The following is a 17029-nucleotide window of genomic DNA, read 5'->3' on the forward strand; positions in this document are numbered from 1 at the left end:
AACCTGCACTTGTGGGCCGAAGTTTCGCCCGAGAAGTGCCGGGATCGCCCGAACGGTGTGACGCGTGGGACTCGGACCAGGCCGTCATGGTGGCCGCCCCGAACTCCCCGTGTGCGCCGACGTACCTTCCTCGCGCTGCCGACCCTCGCCGGGCTGGCGGCCTGCGGCTGCGCTGGTGAGCGGCCCGTGAACGCCGGCACTCGGAGGATCGCCTACGGCGACGACGCCGCGCAGTACGGCGAGCTGACCGTGCCGTCCGGCCCGTCGCGCGGGGTGGCGGTCGTGGTGCACGGCGGCTTCTGGAAGCCCCAGTACGGCATCGAGAACGCCCGCCCGCTGGTGCCGGGCCTGGTCGCCGCCGGCTGGGCGGCCTGGGCGATCGAGTACCGCCGCGGCACCGGGGCCGCGGACACCCTCGCCGACGTCCGGGCCGCGATCGACGCTCGCCCCCGCGACCCGGGTCCGGTCGTCGGCATCGGGCACTCCGCCGGCGGCCACCTGGCGACGTGGGCGGCCGCCGGGGGCGGACTGACCCACGTCGTCTCGCAGGCCGGCGTGCTCGACCTGCGCTCGGCGTACGAGCTGGGTCTCGGCGGTGGCGCGGTCGAGGCGTTCCTCGGTCACCCGCCCGGGCCTGCGGACGCCGGGGTCGACCCGATCCGCCAGGTGCCGCTCGCCGTCCCGGTCTGGTGCGTGCACGGCGGTGCCGACGACGTCGTCCCGATCAGCCAGTCCGAGGCGTACGTCGCCGCCGCGACGGGGGCCGGCGCGACCGCGGAGCTGGTCCGGGTGGAGGGCGACCACTTCGCGGTGGTCGACCCCGACTCGCCCGCCTGGGCCCGCACGCTGCAGATCCTGGACCGGATCACCGACGGCCCCGACGGCGGCGGCTGAGCCGCCGCGACCACCGGGGACCGCAGGCCAGCACCGGGGTCAGGTCGGCCCGACGACCTCCAGCCGCTCGGCGAGCACACCCGCCCAGGCCAGGTCCGTGACGTACGACGTCACCAGGTCGCGGCCCTCCGGGACCAGGATCGTCAGGTCGCGGCCGGCCAGCTCGATGCTCGCGCCGGGCAGGTGCAGGGCCCGCTCGGTCGCGGTCGCGGCATCGCCCTCGGATGCGAAGCGCAGCGAGATCCGATCGCGGGTCGAGGAGAGGAGTCTCAGGGTGCGGGTCGTCCGGGTCGTCATGGCTCGACGCTAGGGAGGCAACAGGTCAGTTCCTGACCGCAATCGGATCTAGTCTCGGGGCCGTGAACACCAGCGCCCGGATGCTGCGCCTGCTCTCGCTGCTCCAGACCCACCGCTACTGGCCCGGCGGCGAGCTGGCCGGGCGGCTGGAAGTGAGCCCGCGGACCCTGCGTCGCGACATCGACCGGCTGCGCGAGCTCGGGTACGACGTGGACGCGGTGCGCGGCGTCGCGGGCGGCTACCAGCTGCGCGCCGGCGGCCAGCTGCCGCCGCTGCTGCTCGAGGACGACGAGGCGGTGGCGATCGCGGTCGCGCTGCGCACCGCCGCCTCGGGCGCCGTGGCCGGGCTCGAGGAGACCGCGATCCAGGCGCTGACCAAGGTGATCGGCCTGATGCCGCCGCGGCTGCGCCGCCGGATGGACGCCGTGCACTCGCAGACCGACGGGGTGCCGTGGGGTGGCGGGCCCGCCCTGGACGCCGGGGTGCTGACGACGCTGGCTCAGGCCTGTCGCGACGACGAGCCGATCTCGTTCTCCTACACCGCCCGCGACTCCGCTGCCAGCGAGCGCCGGGTCGAGCCGCACCGGCTGGTCTCGCTGGGCCGGCGGTGGTACCTGGTCGCCTACGACCGGGACCGCCAGGACTGGCGGTCGTTCCGCGTCGACCGGGTCACCGCCCCGCGGGCCTCCGGCCAGCGGTTCCGCCCCCGCGAGCTGCCCGCCCCGGACGCGCCCGCGTTCGTCCGGGCCGGGATCCGCTCGATGCCGCAGCGCTACGACGTGCGGGTCCGCTTCGAGGCCGAGGCCGCGACGGTGGCGGCGTACGTCGACCGCTGGGCCACCGTCGAGCCCGACGGCCCCGGCGCCTGCCGGATGGCGATGGCCACCGACACCCTGGACTGGCCGCTGATGGTGCTGGCCCGCCTCGACGCCCCGTTCACCGTCGAGGCCCCCGAGGAGCTGCGCACCCAGGTCGCCTCGGCCGCCGTCCGCTTCGCCCGCGCCGCCCCGCCGCCCCGCCGCCCGTGACCCGCCCCCGCGTTACAGCTGGGCGATCAGGCGGCGGCGGGCGCCACGGCGGGGGTCTCGTAGCGCGGCCAGTCGGCGGGTCGGGGCACCGAGCGGACGGAGGCGGACAGGGTCGGGATCAGGGCGACCGCGGCCGTGAGGGCGGTCAGGGTCAGCACCGCCGCCGGGCCGCCGAGTCCGGTGAGCAGCGCCCCCGCGAGCGCCGGGGCCAGTGGCATCGAGAGCATCGAGGTGAACTGCATCGCCGACTGCACTCGGCCGACCAGCTCCGGCGGCGTGATCGCCATCCGGTACGACCCGACCCCGGCGTTGCCGGCGGGGTTGAGGAAGAGCCCCACCGAGGCGGCCGCGGCCATCACCGCGGGGTGGTTCCACAGCGCCAGTGGGACCGAGAGCGGGACGAAGCTCCAGGCCACCGCCACGGTCAACGTCCCGGTCGCCAACCGGTCGATCAGCCAGGGCGCGGCCAGCGCGCCGAGGATGCCGCAGAGGCCGATCGTCGCCTCCACCAGCCCGATCTGGAACGCGGGGAAGCCCGCCTCGACCAGCCGCAGCAGCGCGACGAAGAACAGCGCGTTGACGGTCAGGTTGACCAGGGGCGACCACAGCAGCAGCACCCGGAAGAACGGCCGGGACCAGGTGAACCGGAGGCCGGCGGCCAGGTCGTGCAGCGCCCGCCCGGCGCCGGCCCGCGGCCGGGCGGAGAGGTCGGTCCGGATCCGGCCGAGCAGCACCCAGCCCACCGCGTAGCTGACCGCGTCGAAGAGGAACGGCGCCCACCGGGTGGCGGCCACGAGCGCGCCGCCGAGCGGGCCGCCCACCAGCGACGCGACGTGCTGGCGGGCCTGCTGCTGGCTCAGCGCGGTCGGCAGGTCCTCGGCCGGCACCACCGTGCGGATCGCGGAGCCCTCCGCCGGGACGAAGAGCCCGGCCGCCACCCCGGTGAGCAGCGCGACGACCAGCAGGTGGGGGAGCGTGAGCACGTCCAGCACGCCCGCGGCGACCAGCGAGGCGTACAGCAGTGCCCCGCCGCCGTGGGCGAGGCGCATCAGCCGCCGCCGGTCACACCGGTCGGCGAGCACCCCTCCGGGCAGCAGCATCGCCACCATCCCGAGCAGGTACGCCGCCTCCGCCGTCGCGGCCCAGAACGTCGATCCGGTCATCGCGTAGCCGACCAGCGGCATCGCGAAGCTGCTCACCCGCGAGCCGAGCTCGGAGATCGTCTGGGCGCTCCACAGCACGGTGAAGTCGCGGTTGTGGGCGAGGGTCCGGTACGAGGTCACGTTCCGCACCTTAAGTTGCGCAATATCAGTTGCGCAATAGTGCGTGCGGAATCCGGCTAGGATGGGCGCATGGCGATGTACGACGACCCGCGGGTGCTCCGCGCGATCGCCCACCCCACCCGCAACCGGATCCTGTCCGAGCTCTCCGCCGCCGGCTCGCTGCGGGCCGCCGACATCGCCCGCGACCTCGGCGTCCCGGCCAACCAGGCCTCCTTCCACCTGCGCCAGCTCGCGAAGTACGGCCTGGTCGAGGAGGCCCCCGACGAGGCCCGCGACCGGCGGGACCGGGTCTGGCGGCTGGTCGACCCCGACGGGATCAGCTTCCGCACCCGGGAGATGCTCGACCGCCCGGGCGGCCGGGCGGCGTACGCCGTGTTCCAGCGCAGCGCGGTCGCCTGGGGGCACCACCTCGTCGACCGGGCGCTCGCGCCGGATCAGGCGACCGGCCGGGAGAAGAGCGTCTCGGAGTGGGCGCTGCGGCTCGCTCCCGAGGAGGCCCAGGAGCTGCTGGCCGAGATGGGCGAGGTGGTGGAGCGGTGGCGGCAGCGCACCCAGGGGCGAGACGACGAGCGCTCGACGTACTCGGTGTACCAGCTGATCCAGCCCTACCCGGAGGACGGGACGGCCGGGGACGCCCGGGAGGCCGAGGACTGATGCCCGCCCGTCTCCGCCCGGCGGACCCCGCCGACGTCGCGGCCGCCCTCGACCGGGTGCGCGCGGGCGAGCCCGACCGGGCCGACCTGCGGCTGCTCACCAAGCACTTCCTCGCCGTCCTCGAGGAGCGGGCGCCGGGCCGGTCGGTGGAGGTGCGGGTCCCGCCGTACGCCGCCGTGCAGGTGATCCCCGGCGTCCGGCACACCCGGGGCACCCCGCCCGCCGTGGTCGAGACCGACGCCGCCACCTGGATCGAGATCGCCACCGGGTCGCTGTCCTGGCCGGACGCCGAGCTGACCGGCCGGGTCCGGGCCAGCGGCGAGCGCGCCGACCTCACGCCGTACCTCCCGCTGGGGTAGTCCCCGAGGACTGCGGGGCGGGTCCCGGCGCGATCACCCCGCAACCGTGAGGCACTGCCCGACTGGTTAGGTTGACACCCATGACCGACGACATCCGCGCCCGCGTCCAGGCCGTCCTCCCCGGGGTTCGCTCGGACCTGGAGGACCTGGTGCGGATCGAGTCCGTGAGCGCCGACCCGGCACGCGCCGGCGAGGTGCGGCGCTCCGCCGAGGCGGTCGCCCAGCTGTTCCGCGACGAGCGGTTCGAGGAGGTCGACATCGTCAGCGCCGACGGCGGCGCGCCGGCCGTGATCGCCCGCAAGCGCGGCCCGGAGGGGGCGCCGACGGTGCTGCTCTACGCCCACCACGACGTGCAGCCCGAGAACGACCACGCCGACTGGGACTCGCCGCCGTTCGAGCCCACCGAGCGCGACGGGCGCCTCTACGCCCGCGGCGCAGCCGACGACAAGGCCGGCATCGCCGCCCACCTCGGCGCCCTGCGGGTGTACGGCGACGACCTCCCGGTCAGCGTCACGATCTTCATCGAGGGCGAGGAGGAGGTCGGGTCCGAGACGCTGCCGGCGCTGCTGCGCGAGCACCAGGACCGGCTGCGCGCCGACGTCATCGTGATCGCCGACTCCGGCAACTGGGACATCGGCGTGCCCGCGCTGACCACCAGCCTGCGCGGCCTGGTACGGGTCGACATCGAGGTCCGCACGCTGACCCACGCGGTGCACTCCGGCATGTGGGGCGGCCTGGTGCCGGACGCCCTCATGACGCTGGCCCGGCTGGTCGCCACACTGCACGACGACCGGGGTGACGTCGCGGTCGAGGGCCTGCACGCCGGCCCGGCCGCCGACGTGGACTACCCCGAGGAGCGGCTCCGCGCCGAGTCCGGCGCGGCGCCCGGAATCGAGTGGATCGGCACCGGCTCGAGCGTCGAGCGGCTCTGGACCAAGCCCGCGCTCAGCATCACCGGCCTGGACGCCCCGAAGGTCGCCGGCGCCAGCAACACCCTGGTCCCGGCCGCCCGCGCCCGGATCTCGATGCGCACCGCGCCCGGCGACACCACCGAGAACGCGCTCGCCTGCCTGGTGCGCCACCTCGAGGCGAACGTGCCGTGGGGCGCCACGCTGACCCACACGGTGGTCGACACGGGCGAGGCCACGCAGATCGACGCGACCGGGCCGGCGTACGACGCCGCCCGCGCCGCGTTCGCCGAGGCCTGGGACGGCACCGAGCCGGTGGACATGGGCGTCGGCGGCTCGATCCCGTTCATCGCGGAGTTCCTCGAGGCGTTCCCCGAGGCCAGCGTGCTGGTCACCGGCGTCGAGGACCCCGACACCCGCGCGCACGGGGCCAACGAGGGGCTGCACCTCGCCGAGTTCGAGCGGGTCGTCCTCGCCGAGGCCCTGCTGCTGGGCAAGCTCGGCGGCTGACTGCCGGGAGCGGACCTCCTCAGGTACGGCTGGCCGCGGCCGATCCCTCCCGGGTGTGAGACGCGCCACAGGGGCCCGTCGGGAAGGGGCGACATGGCCATCTCCTCCTGGTTCCGTGACCGGCCGGTCGCGGTGCGGATCCTCGCCGCCGTGGCGGTGGCTCTCTCCGCGCTCGGCGTCGTGGGGAGCTACGGCGTCCTCGCCCTGGGCTCGGTGAGCTCCGACGCGTCCACGCTGTACGAGCGGGGGGTGCGCTCCTACCAGACGCTGCTCGACCTGCGTGCCATGGAGGGCGACACCCGCTTGCTCCTGCGCGACTACGTTCGGGCTGCGAGCGACGGCGAGCGGGCGGCGCTGCGCGAGCAGATCACCGTCACCGACGACCAGCTCGACGCCGACGTCGCGGAGTACCGGCGGATCGGCGAAGACTCCTTGGGGAGGCGGGCCGAGCTGATGACGGAGTTCGAGTCGAGGCTCGCCACGCTGCGCTCGCTGCGCGACGAGAAGTACCTCCCCGCGGTCGACGCGGGAGCCGTCGCCGGGGCGACGATGCTGCTCGACCATGTGCTGGCGGACGCCGACGAGAGCATGGGTGAGCCGATGGACGAGCTGCTCGCGCTGGAGGACGACGCCGCCCGTGCCATGCAGCAGAACGCGGTCTCGGGGTACGAGTCGGGCCGGACCCTGCTCCTGGCCTTCCTCGTCGCCGGCGTGCTGGTCGCGACGGCCCTGGGCCTGCTGGTGGCTCGCGGGATCTCCCGGCCGGTGCGGTCGGTGATGGCCGTCCTCGACCGGGTCGGACGCGGTGACCTCACCGGCCGTGTCGAGATCCACTCCCGCGACGAGGTCGGCCGGATGGCCGGCTCTCTCAACGCCGCGACCGACACCCTGCGCGACACCGTGGAACGGCTGGCCGAGAACGCCGGGTCGGTGGCCCGGACCAGCGCGGACGTGACCGCCGTGACGCAGGAGATCCGGGCGGCGGCAGGGGACCTCAGCACCCGGTCGGGCCAGATGCAGGACACGGCCCGGCAGATCACGGCGAGCATCACGGAGGTCGCCGACGGCGCGACCGAGATGGGTGCCTCGATCGGCGAGATCGCGCAGAGCGCGGCGGACGCGGCCGCGGTCGCGGCCGAGGCCGTCGAGGCCGCTGGGCACACCAACAGCACGGTCGCCCGGCTCGGCGAGTCCTCGGCGCAGATCGGCAGCGTGGTCCGGGTGATCACCTCCATCGCGGAGCAGACCAACCTGCTGGCGCTGAACGCGACGATCGAGGCCGCTCGCGCCGGCGAGGCGGGCAAGGGGTTCGCCGTGGTCGCCAACGAGGTCAAGGAGCTCGCGCAGGAGACCGCGCGTGCGACCGGTGTGATCGCCGAGCAGGTCGAGGCGATCCAGGCCGACAGCGCGGGGGCCGCCGCGGCCATCGCCGAGGTCGCTGCCGTGATCGCCCGCGTCGACCAGCACACGGCCACGATCGCGGCCGCCGTCGAGGAGCAGACCTCCACGACCAACGAGATGGTTCGCGCCGTCTCAGGTGCGGCGTCGGGGTCGTCGCAGGTTGCCGCCGGCATCGCGATGGTGGCCGACGCCGGCTCGGCCACTGCCGATGCGGGTGATCGCGGCCGGCGGGCCGCCGACCTGCTGGCGGGCACGAGCCGTGAGCTGGTCGCCCTGGTCGAGCGGTTCCGGCTCTCCTGACCGGGCCGGCTCAGCCGGCGGGAAGGAACACCCGGAACGTGCTGCCCCGCCCGAGCGCCGAGTCGACCTCGATCCGCCCGCCGTGCCGCTCGACGACGCGCCGCACGATCGCCAGCCCGAGGCCGGTGCCCGGCTGGGCGACCGCGACCGGGTCGGTGGAGCGGAAGAACTCCTCGAACAGGTGCGCCTGCTCCTCCTCGGCGATCCCGATGCCGTCGTCGGTGCAGCGGAGCACGGCCTCCTCCCCGATCCGCTCGACGCCGACCACGATGGTCCCGCCCTCGGGCGTGTACTTCAGCGCGTTGCCGACCAGGTTCGTGACGACGTGGTCGACGTCGCGCGGCTCCGCCAGGGCGAGCACCGGTACGCCGGGCAGGTCGGCGCGCAGCGTGAGCCGGCGGCCACCGGCCACGGCCCCGTTGAGCTCGACGACCTCCGCCACGGCCTGGCCGAGGTCCACCGGGCGGGCCCGCGCGGCGCGGGTCTCGGTCGGCTCGTGGAGCAGCAGCAGGTCGTCGACCACGCGAGCCAGCCGGCCGCCGCCGCGCTCGATCGCGGCGGCGCAGGCCCGCGCGGCATCGCTGAGGCCGGGCTCCGCGGCGAGGATCTCGGCGTACCCGAGGATCGCGCTGAGCGGGTTCTTCAGCTCGTGGGAGACGGTGGCCAGCAGGCGGCCCTTGTAGTCGGCGATGTCGCGCAGCTCGTCCAGGAGCTGGTGCTCGCGCTCGAGGACCCGCGCGTTCGCGACCGCCCGGCCCAGGTCGCGGCCGATCGCGAGCGCCGCCGCGGCCTCCTCCTCGCTCCACTCCGCACCGCCCGGTGCGCGGGTCAGGCCGAGGGCGCCGAAGCACTCGTGTCCCGCGCCGACCGGGATGAACAGCAGCGACTCGATGTCGAGGCCGGCGAGGAACGAGATCACCTCGGCGTGCTGATCGCCGCCGAGGAAGCCGGGCAACGGACGCTCCGGAGCGATCACGGCCACGCACTGGCGCTCCCACGCCCGCGGGGCCTGCGCCGCCACGAGCGCCCCGAGCCCGGAGGGCAGCCGGACCGTGGGGGCGCCGTCGACGTACAGGGGCCCGTCGCAGCGCCGGTCTGCGCCGAGCCGCTGCACCCACAGCGACTCGGCCCGGAAGCCCTGGGAGATCGCCGGACCGCACTCGGCCAGCACCTCGTTCGCGGACCGGGTGCCGACGGCGTGCCGGACGATGTCCGCGGCGGCGCCCGCCAGCCGGACCTGCTCGGCCAGCCGCTCGCGCTCGAGCGTGGTGATCACCGCGCGGCAGGCCTGGCGGGCGTACATCGCGAGGGTCTGCCGCTGGGCGGGGCCGGGCACCATCCCGTCCCGCGGCAGCTCGATGCCCAGGATCCCCAGCAGCGTGCCGTCCGCCGCCTCCAGCGGCGCCACCAGCATGTCGTCCGGGTGCCAGGCGCCCGGTGCGAGGTGCTCGCGCGGCGCGTCGGACGTCCAGCCCCAGGTGTCGATGTCGAGGATCATCCGGTCGTGGGGGACGAACTTCAAGGCGCCCCAGTCGTCGGCCTGCTCGAGCTGCTCGAGCAGCGGGGCCACCGGTGCGAGGCTGTCGATCAGGCGCTTGCGCGCCTCCTCGGGGCCCACGATCACCAGCGTCTGCAGGTAGCCGTCGTCGCGGACCGCGCTGATCCCGACCAGGTCGAAGCCCGCGACCTCGGCGACGCCCTCGGCGATCACCTGGAGGGCGTCTCGGGACTGCCTGTCCGACCAGCGCGACGCGCGCACCGGAGGGACGTCGGGCGACTCGGACATCGCCCCGATCCTACGATCGAGAGCCCGTGACCGTGGCCAGATCGCCTGGTTGGGACGGGGGCGTCGGGCTCAGGCGCTCGCGGCCGGCAGCCAGACCTGGAAGGTGCTGCCGCGGCCCAGGTCGGACTGGATCTCCAGCCGGCCGCCGTGCCGGTCCACGATGCGGCGCACGATGGCCAGCCCGAGGCCGGTCCCGGGCTGCGCGACCGCCTCGGGGTTGGAGGAGCGGAAGAACTCGGTGCCGAGCCGGAGCAGGTCGTCCTGGGAGATGCCGATGCCCTCGTCGGCGACGGTGAGCACCACGTCGTCCCCGGTCCGATCGACCACGATCCGCACCGTTCCCGAGGCCGGGGTGTACTTGACCGCGTTGCTGACCAGGTTGGCGGCGACCCGGTCGAGCTCGTCGTGGTCGCCCAGCGCGAAGACCGGCCCGGCGGGCAGCTCGACGGTGATCTCGAGCTGCTTCTGCTCGGCGGGCACCGTGATCAGGTCGACGACGTCGTCGACGATCCGGGCCAGGTCGACCGGGGCGGCGATCATCGGGTCGTCGGGGTCGCCCACCTTGGACAGCAGCAGCAGGTCCTCGATCACCCGGACCATCCGGCGCGCCCCGCGGTCCATCGCGTTGAGCGAGGACCGGGTGGTGCCGGTCAGGTCGGGGGAGGACTCGAGCATCTCGAGGTGGCCCATCACCGAGGTGAGTGGGTTCTTCAGCTCGTGGGCGACGGTGGCGAGCAGCTGGCCCTTGTAGGTGTCCAGCTGCTGGAGCTCCTCGACCAGCTGGTGCTCGCGCTCGAAGATGCGGGCGTTGAGGATCGCGCGCCCGAGGTCGTGGCCGATGTCGAGTGCGGTGGTCGCCTCGGCCTCGGTCCACTCCGGAGCACCGGCGGTCCGGGTGAGCACCAGGTTGCCGAGGCACTCCGGGCCGGCGCCGAGCGGGGTGAACAGCAGCGACTCGACGCCGATCTCCCTCAGGAAGGCCAGCACCAGCGCGCCCTGCTCGGCGGAGAGCGCCGCGCTGAACGCGCGGTCCGGTGCGACGACGACGACCTGCTGCTGCTCCCACGCGCGGTGCGCGGCACCCTCGGCGATCTCGATCAGCTCGGGGGTGAGGTGGACGTGGCTCCCGTCGGAGGAGTAGAGCTCGCCGCGAGCGCCCCCGTGCCCGTCGCGGTCGAAGGTCTGCAGCCACATGCCGGCCGCCCGGAAGCCCTCGACGAGCGCCTCCCGGCTGTCGGCGACGATCCGGTCCAGGCTCAGCTGGGCGGTCGCGGTCCGCACGATCCGGCGCGCCGCGTCGGCCATCCGCACGCGATCGGCGAGCTTCTCCCGCTCGAGGGCCACCAGCACGGCCCGGCGCGACTGCTCGGCGTACTGGTTGAGCACCGCGCGCTGCGCCTGGCCGGGACGCCGTCCGTCGATCGGCAGGTCCATGGCCAGCGAGCCGTGCAGGGCGCCGTCGTCGTCGTACAGCGGCGCCACCAGCATGTCGAGCGGGTGCCAGGCGTTCTCGTCGTCGATCGGGGCGACGTCGGGGACCCAGCCCCAGTCCTCGCCGGCGTCCGGGTCGAGCCGCTCGTGCGGCACGAAGCGCAGCAGTCCCCAGTCGTCGGCCTTCGCGAGCTCACTGGTCAGCCGGTCGACCGGGGTCCGCCGGCCCTGGAGCTCCAGCCGCGCGGCGTCGCTGCCCGCGACCGCCATCACCTCCATCTTCCCGTCCTCGCGGACGGCGCTGATCGCCGCGACGCCGAAGCCGGCGAGCTGGGTGACCCCCTCGGCGATGAGCTGCAACGCATCCCGGGAAGGAGCGTCCGACCAGCTGGTCTGCTGGTTCGTGACTGGCGGGTCGGGGGTCTCCCGAGACAATTCGTCCTCGCGGTGTTCAGGGATGGCGGACTTCATGGTAGGGGTCGCGGCGCGGTCGCGGGCCCGTTTCCAACTCCTCAACGGTGGTACGGCGGATGGGACACGGGAGACCCCGCCCGTAGACTGGCCGGGTGCCCTACCAAAGCAGCCCCCGCACGGGAGGCGACGGCAGGCTGACCGCGGCGCTCGACCCCCACGACCAGGGCCCCCAGGACGCCTGCGGCGTCTTCGGCGTCTGGGCTCCCGGCGAGGACGTCGCCAAGCTCACCTACTTCGGCCTCTACGCGCTCCAGCACCGCGGCCAGGAGTCGGCCGGCATCGCGGTCAGCAACGGGCGCCAGATCCTGGTCTACAAGGACATGGGCCTGGTCTCCCAGGTCTTCGACGAGACCACCCTCGCCTCGCTCAAGGGACACCTGGCCATCGGCCACAACCGCTACTCCACCACCGGGGCCAGCACCTGGCAGAACGCGCAACCGACCTTCCGGCCCACCGCGGACGGGTCGATCGCTCTCGGCCACAACGGCAACCTGATCAACACCCACGAGCTCGCCCAGATGGTGGTCGACCTGCCCGGGCCCGGCGACGAGCTCGAGCTGCACACCCGCCCGGTCGAGAACTCCACCAACGACACCGGCCTGGTGACCGCGCTCCTCGCCCACCACCCCGACACCTCGCTCGAGCAGCGCGCCCTGGAGGTGCTGCCGCAGCTGCAGGGCGCCTTCTGCTTCGTGTGGATGAACGAGGACACCCTGTACGCCGCCCGCGACGCCCAGGGCATCCGGCCGCTCGTGCTCGGCCGCCTCGAGCGCGGCTGGGTGGTCGCGAGCGAGGACGCCGCGCTGGCCACGATCGGCGCGAGCGTGGTCCGCGAGGTCGAGCCCGGCGAGATGATCGTCATCGACGAGAACGGCCTGCGGTCGCACCGGTTCGCCGACCCGGCCCCGAAGGGCTGCGTCTTCGAGTACGTCTACCTGGCCCGGCCCGACGCCACGATCAGCGGCCGCAGCGTCCACGAGTCCCGGGTCGAGATGGGCCGCCAGCTCGCCCGCGAGTACCCCGTCGAGGCCGACCTGGTGATCCCGGTCCCCGAGTCCGGCACCCCCGCGGCCGCGGGCTACGCCGAGGAGAGCGGCATCCCGTTCGGCCAGGGCTTCGTGAAGAACGCCTACGTCGGGCGCACCTTCATCCAGCCCAGCCAGACCCTGCGCCAGCTCGGCATCCGGCTCAAGCTCAACGCCCTCGAGCACATGATCCGCGGCAAGCGGATCGTGGTCGTCGACGACTCGATCGTGCGCGGCAACACCCAGCGCGCCCAGGTCCGGATGCTCCGGGAGGCCGGGGCCCGCGAGGTCCACGTCCGGATCTCCAGCCCGCCGGTGAAGTGGCCGTGCTTCTACGGCATCGACTTCGCGACCCGCGCCGAGCTGATCGCCAACGGCCTGACGCCCGAGGAGATCGCGGCCAGCATCGGCGCCGACAGCCTCGGCTACATCTCCCTCGAGGGCATGATCGACTCGACCGGTCAGGAGTCGGACCGGCTCTGCCGGGCCTGCTTCACCGGCGAGTACCCGATTGCGCTCCCCGACGAGAGCCTCCTGGGCAAGCACCTGCTCGAGACCTCGATCCAGGCGCCGTCGTACGGCAAGGCGCTGCCCGTCCTCAACAACCCGTAGGAGCCCCGTGTCCGAGCCCGTTCCTGGCAACGCCTACGCCGCCGCCGGCGTCTCCATCGAGGCGGGCGACAAGGCCGTCGAGCTGATGAAGGGGTGGGTCGAGAAGGCCCGGCGGCCGGAGATGATCGGCGGCATCGGCGGGTTCGCGGGCCTCTTCGACGCCTCGGCCCTGAAGTCCTACGCCCGGCCGCTGCTCGCCACCTCCGCCGACGGCGTCGGGACCAAGGTCGCGATCGCCCAGGCGCTCGACAAGCACGACTCGATCGGCTTCGACCTGGTCGGCATGCTCGTCGACGACCTGGTCGTCTGCGGCGCCGAGCCGCTGTTCCTCACCGACTACATCGCGACCGGCCGGGTGATCCCCGAGCGGATCGCGGCGATCGTCAAGGGCATCGCCGAGGCCTGCATCGAGGCCGGCTGCGCCCTGCTCGGCGGCGAGACCGCCGAGCACCCCGGGCTGCTCGGGCCCGACGAGTACGACGTGGCGGGCTCGACCACGGGCGTCGTCGAGGCCGACGACCTGCTCGGACCGGGGCGGGTACGCCCCGGCGACGTGGTCGTCGCGATGGAGTCCTCGGGGCTGCACTCCAACGGCTACTCGCTGGTGCGGCACGTGCTCCTCGCCCCGGCCGACGCCGGCGGCGCCGGGTGGTCCCTGGACCGGCAGGTCGACGAGCTCGGTCGCACGCTCGGGGAGGAGCTCCTCGAGCCGACCCGGATCTATGCCCGAGCGTGCCTGGCCCTGGCTCGTCGTACCCGCACCCACGCGATGTCCCACGTGACCGGCGGCGGCCTGGCCGCCAACCTCGAGCGGGTGCTCCCCGTCGAGCTGGCCGCGACCATCGACCGCCGCACCTGGACCCCCGCTCCGGTCTTCGACCTGGTCCGGCGGGTCGGCGAGGTCCCTCAGCCCGACCTCGAGATGACGCTGAACTGCGGGGTCGGGATGGTCGCGCTCACCCACCCCGAGGACGCCGACGCCGCCATCGCCGTCCTCGGTGAGCACGGCCTCCGCGCCTGGGTCGCGGGCGAGGTCGTCCCCGCCGGCGAGGGCCGCGGCGGCCGGGTCGAGCTCACCGGCCAGCACCCCGGCTGGTGACCCGCGCCCGGTGCGCCGGGCGGATCCGGGGCGAATCCTCGGCGGATCCGGGGCGGATCCGGGGCGAATCCTGGGACGCGGTGTCGAAAGCGCGAACGGATGTGCGGGAACAGCCCCCCACCAGGTAGCGTTGGGCCCACGAGATATCTATGAGACAGCCCGGGTGCCACAGTGCCCCGGCCGAGCGTGCGAGGGGGCTGACCCTATGGGGCGCGGCCGAGCGAAAGCCAAGCAGACGAAGGTCGCCCGCGACCTGAAGTACCGCACTCACGAGACGGACTTCGGGGCCCTGGCCAACGAGCTGCACGGGCGAAGCGACACTGACGACACCGACAAGCTCGAGCCGGAAGAGCTCGAGAAGTGGTCGGACTACACCGACTCGCGTCGGGACTGACCCTCACCTGCGCCTAGTCTCCCCGGGGCCCCCCGGTGACGGTTTCCCCGGTTCGCCGGGGAAGTTGCCACTTGTCGGCCGAAACTTCCCCCGATAAGTTCCGGTTTCCCCGGCCGGCCGGGGAAACCGCCCCGTCACACCGGGCGAGCCGGCGAACCGGTCACCCCCGGGTGGGCATCCACATCCCGCGCAGCCGGTTGACCTCGCGCATCCGCTGCTCGGCGAGCCGGTCGGCGGCGATGGCGGGCGGTACGCCGTCGGAGGCCGCGCGCTCGAACACGCTGAGCGTGGTGTCGAAGATGCCGGTGGCGCGCTGCTGGGCCCGATCGAAGGAGAAGCCCTCCAGCTCGTCGGCGACCTGGATCAGCCCGCCGGCGTTCACGCAGTAGTCGGGGGCGTAGAGGACGCCGCGCTCCTCGAGCGCCTTCTCGATGCCCGGGTGGGCCAGCTGGTTGTTCGCCGCGCCACACACGACCCGGGCCGACAGCGTCTCGACGACCTCGTCGGTCAGCGCGCCGCCGAGGGCGCACGGCGCGTACACGTCGAGGGCCGAGGCCACCAGCTCCTCGGTCGACGCGACCACCCGCACCGACGGGTGCTCGGCGCGGACCCGCTCCACGGACGGCGGGTGCACGTCGGTCACGACCACGCTCGCCCCGTCCTCGATCAGGTGACGCACCAGGTGGTGGCCGACCTTCCCGACCCCGGCCACGCCGACGACCCGGCCCTCGAGCGAGGCGGTACCCCAGGCGACGGTCGCCGCGGCGCGCATGCCCTGGAAGACGCCGTACGCCGTGAGCACCGAGCTGTCGCCGGCGCCGCCGTGCGCCACCGTGCGGCCGGTGACGAAGGAGCACTCCCGGGCGATCACGTCCATGTCGGCCGAGAAGGTGCCCACGTCGCACGCGGTGAGGTAGCGCCCGCCCAGCGACTGCACGTGCCGGCCGTAGGCGCGCAGCAGCGGCTCGGTCTTCTGGGTCGTCGGGTCGCCGATGATCACGGCCTTGCCGCCGCCGAGGTCGAGCCCGGCGAGCGCGGCCTTGTAGGACATGCCGCGCGAGAGGTTCAAGACATCGTGGATCGCGTCCGAGGTCGAGGCGTAGGGGTAGAAGCGGGTGCCGCCGAGGGCCGGCCCCAGCGCGGTGGAGTGGATGGCGATCACGGCCTTGAGGCCGGTCGCGGGGTCGTTGGCGAAGACGACCTGCTCGTGCTCGGAGCCCAGCTCGAAGACGTCGGCGGACGCGGTTGCAGACATGGGTGGTGCCTACTTTCTGGTGCGGCCACGGGGTGGTGTGGCGCTGACGGGAACGGACCGACAGGGGTGGCGTCGTGTCCTAGGACACACCGTAGTCCGCGTGGACCGCGCGTGCGACGACGACGTCCCCATGGGTGCCGTAGCCCGGCAGCGGCCCGCCGGACGGCCTGCCGTTGAAGCCGACGAGCAGCCAGGAGTCGCCGGTCGGCACCAGCGTCGGCCACGGGATGTTGGTGGGGTACGGCGCCTCCAGTGCGCCGGTCTCGCGCAGGTCCAGGTCGAACACGGGGTACCGGCGCCGGACCTTGTCGCTGGCCAGCACCCGCCAGGCCCCGTCGAGGTGGGCCAGGGTGGTCCCCTCGGTCTGGGTCAGGTCCGTGGCGGCGCCGCGCAGCGTCAGGTCGCCCAGCGTGGGCCCCGCCGCGACGGCCGGGTGGAACCGGAAGAACCTCGTCGCGCTCACGAAGCCGACCAGCCACCCGTCCTCGCTGCGCACCAGGTGCGGGTCCCACACGCCCACCGAGCCGAGGCCGTCGACGGGGAGTGCGAGCGGCTCGGTGTCCAGCAGGTGCGTGCCGTTGAGCAGGTCCGCGGTCGTTCGGGCCAGGGTCACGCCGACGGTGGGCCGGCGCCGGTCGAAGTCGCCCCAGGTGCTGGTCGCGACCAGCCACTCGTCGCCGTCGCGCAGCACGTGCGTCGCGTGGTCGCCGTACGCCCCCGGCCGGTCCGGGCGTCGGAAGAAGACGTCCGAGAGATGGGTGAGCCCGAGCGTCTCCGGGTCCAGCTCCCACAGGGAGGTGTGCGCGGTGTCGAAGAAGCCCGGTCCGGCGCTGGTCGCGGACAGCAGCACCCGCCCGCCCGGCACGCCGTCCACCCGGCGCAGGTCGCGCAGCCCGAGCTGCCCGAACCGGCCGGCGACGGGGGCGTCGCTGCGCAGCCGGGCGAGCCAGGCCTCGTCCCGGGTGTCGACCCGGTCGCGCAGGTCGACCCGGCCGCGGACCAGCCACGGACCGGGCCCGCGGGTCAGCACGCTGAGGTGGGTGCCGGTCAGCGCCAGGCCCACCGCGCGCGCGGGCGCCTCGGTGCGGGCGAACCGGCGCGAGCGGTGCCGGCTGGTCCGGCCGCCCGCGGTCACCTCCAGCCAGGCCGCCGCCCCGTCGTACCGCGCGACCAGGAGGTCGTCGCCGGAGCGCAGCTCGAGCCGCGGACCCGGTCCGGTGACGGCGGCGTACGGCGCGCACACCTCCGCGAGCGAGGAGCCGGGGACGACGAGGTCGACGGGCCGCCGGCGCCCGGCCGGCACGAACCGGGGGAGCACG

Annotated in this window: 15 protein-coding genes; 9 read left to right on the forward strand and 6 right to left on the reverse strand. The window is 74.2% G+C overall.

Annotation, left to right across the window (positions count from 1 at the left end; all coding sequences use genetic code 11):
* Nucleotides 1–111: 111 nt before the first annotated feature.
* Nucleotides 112–894 carry an alpha/beta hydrolase gene (locus tag QMC84_RS19610; RefSeq protein WP_300377755.1) on the forward strand — a complete coding sequence of 261 codons (783 nt, stop codon included), beginning with the start codon at nucleotides 112–114 and terminating at the stop codon, nucleotides 892–894.
* A 39-nt stretch (nucleotides 895–933) separates the two neighbouring features.
* On the opposite strand, the gene QMC84_RS19615 is transcribed toward QMC84_RS19610, so the two are convergent.
* The gene (locus QMC84_RS19615) at nucleotides 934–1191 is read right to left on the reverse strand and encodes a hypothetical protein (RefSeq protein ID WP_300377758.1); all 258 of its coding nucleotides are present in this window, start codon (nucleotides 1189–1191) and stop codon (nucleotides 934–936) included.
* 62 nt (nucleotides 1192–1253) lie between these two features.
* On the opposite strand from QMC84_RS19615, the gene QMC84_RS19620 reads away from it, so the two are divergent.
* Nucleotides 1254–2219, forward strand: a complete 966-nt coding sequence (locus QMC84_RS19620; protein ID WP_300377761.1) for a YafY family protein — start codon at nucleotides 1254–1256, stop codon at nucleotides 2217–2219.
* A gap of 26 nt (nucleotides 2220–2245) precedes the next feature.
* Here QMC84_RS19620 and QMC84_RS19625 read toward each other — a convergent pair whose 3' ends face one another.
* Nucleotides 2246–3502 (reverse strand): MFS transporter, encoded by a 1257-nt coding sequence (locus QMC84_RS19625; protein WP_300377764.1) that lies wholly within the window; start codon nucleotides 3500–3502, stop codon nucleotides 2246–2248.
* A 69-nt stretch (nucleotides 3503–3571) separates the two neighbouring features.
* Between QMC84_RS19625 and QMC84_RS19630 the strand changes: the two genes are divergently transcribed.
* From QMC84_RS19630 to QMC84_RS19645, 4 genes are all read left to right on the forward strand, one after another.
* The gene (locus QMC84_RS19630) at nucleotides 3572–4156 is read left to right on the forward strand and encodes a helix-turn-helix domain-containing protein (protein WP_300377767.1); all 585 of its coding nucleotides are present in this window, start codon (nucleotides 3572–3574) and stop codon (nucleotides 4154–4156) included.
* The gene (locus QMC84_RS19635) at nucleotides 4156–4515 is read left to right on the forward strand and encodes a sterol carrier family protein (RefSeq protein WP_300377770.1); all 360 of its coding nucleotides are present in this window, start codon (nucleotides 4156–4158) and stop codon (nucleotides 4513–4515) included. Before QMC84_RS19630 ends, QMC84_RS19635 begins: the two co-directional genes overlap by 1 nt.
* A gap of 80 nt (nucleotides 4516–4595) precedes the next feature.
* A complete protein-coding gene (locus tag QMC84_RS19640; protein WP_300377773.1) occupies nucleotides 4596–5933 on the forward strand; it encodes a dipeptidase in 1338 nt (445 codons plus the stop codon).
* A 93-nt stretch (nucleotides 5934–6026) separates the two neighbouring features.
* Nucleotides 6027–7634 carry a methyl-accepting chemotaxis protein gene (locus QMC84_RS19645; RefSeq protein WP_300377776.1) on the forward strand — a complete coding sequence of 536 codons (1608 nt, stop codon included), beginning with the start codon at nucleotides 6027–6029 and terminating at the stop codon, nucleotides 7632–7634.
* Nucleotides 7635–7644: 10 nt separating this feature from the next.
* Here the strand turns inward: QMC84_RS19645 and QMC84_RS19650 are convergent, their stop codons facing one another.
* Both QMC84_RS19650 and QMC84_RS19655 read right to left on the reverse strand, forming a co-directional pair.
* Nucleotides 7645–9420 carry a HAMP domain-containing sensor histidine kinase gene (locus tag QMC84_RS19650; RefSeq protein WP_300377779.1) on the reverse strand — a complete coding sequence of 592 codons (1776 nt, stop codon included), beginning with the start codon at nucleotides 9418–9420 and terminating at the stop codon, nucleotides 7645–7647.
* Nucleotides 9421–9489: 69 nt separating this feature from the next.
* Nucleotides 9490–11211 (reverse strand): HAMP domain-containing sensor histidine kinase, encoded by a 1722-nt coding sequence (locus tag QMC84_RS19655; protein ID WP_300377782.1) that lies wholly within the window; start codon nucleotides 11209–11211, stop codon nucleotides 9490–9492.
* 206 nt (nucleotides 11212–11417) lie between these two features.
* Here QMC84_RS19655 and purF point away from each other — a divergent pair, with 206 nt between their 5' ends.
* The 3 genes from purF (at nucleotide 11418) to QMC84_RS19670 (ending at nucleotide 14455) form a co-directional block, all read left to right on the forward strand.
* Nucleotides 11418–12962: an amidophosphoribosyltransferase gene (gene purF / locus QMC84_RS19660; RefSeq protein WP_300377785.1), complete on the forward strand. Its 1545-nt coding sequence runs from the start codon at nucleotides 11418–11420 to the stop codon at nucleotides 12960–12962.
* Between the two features lie 7 nt (nucleotides 12963–12969).
* On the forward strand, nucleotides 12970–14061 hold the full coding sequence (purM, locus tag QMC84_RS19665) for a phosphoribosylformylglycinamidine cyclo-ligase (protein ID WP_300377789.1): 1092 nt from the start codon (nucleotides 12970–12972) through the stop codon (nucleotides 14059–14061).
* 205 nt (nucleotides 14062–14266) lie between these two features.
* Entirely contained in the window at nucleotides 14267–14455 is a 189-nt protein-coding gene (locus QMC84_RS19670) for a DUF3073 domain-containing protein (protein ID WP_300377792.1), read from the forward strand.
* Between the two features lie 160 nt (nucleotides 14456–14615).
* Here the strand turns inward: QMC84_RS19670 and QMC84_RS19675 are convergent, their stop codons facing one another.
* Together QMC84_RS19675 and QMC84_RS19680 are read right to left on the reverse strand one after the other, a co-directional pair.
* Nucleotides 14616–15710 (reverse strand): Glu/Leu/Phe/Val dehydrogenase dimerization domain-containing protein, encoded by a 1095-nt coding sequence (locus QMC84_RS19675; RefSeq protein WP_300377795.1) that lies wholly within the window; start codon nucleotides 15708–15710, stop codon nucleotides 14616–14618.
* 79 nt (nucleotides 15711–15789) lie between these two features.
* Complete coding sequence (locus QMC84_RS19680; protein WP_300377798.1) at nucleotides 15790–17028, reverse strand: hypothetical protein; 1239 nt, start codon at nucleotides 17026–17028, stop codon at nucleotides 15790–15792.
* Nucleotide 17029: the final 1 nt, after the last annotated feature.

Origin of the sequence: Nocardioides sp. (assembly GCF_030019515.1) — a bacterium.
Classification (GTDB): domain Bacteria; phylum Actinomycetota; class Actinomycetes; order Propionibacteriales; family Nocardioidaceae; genus Nocardioides.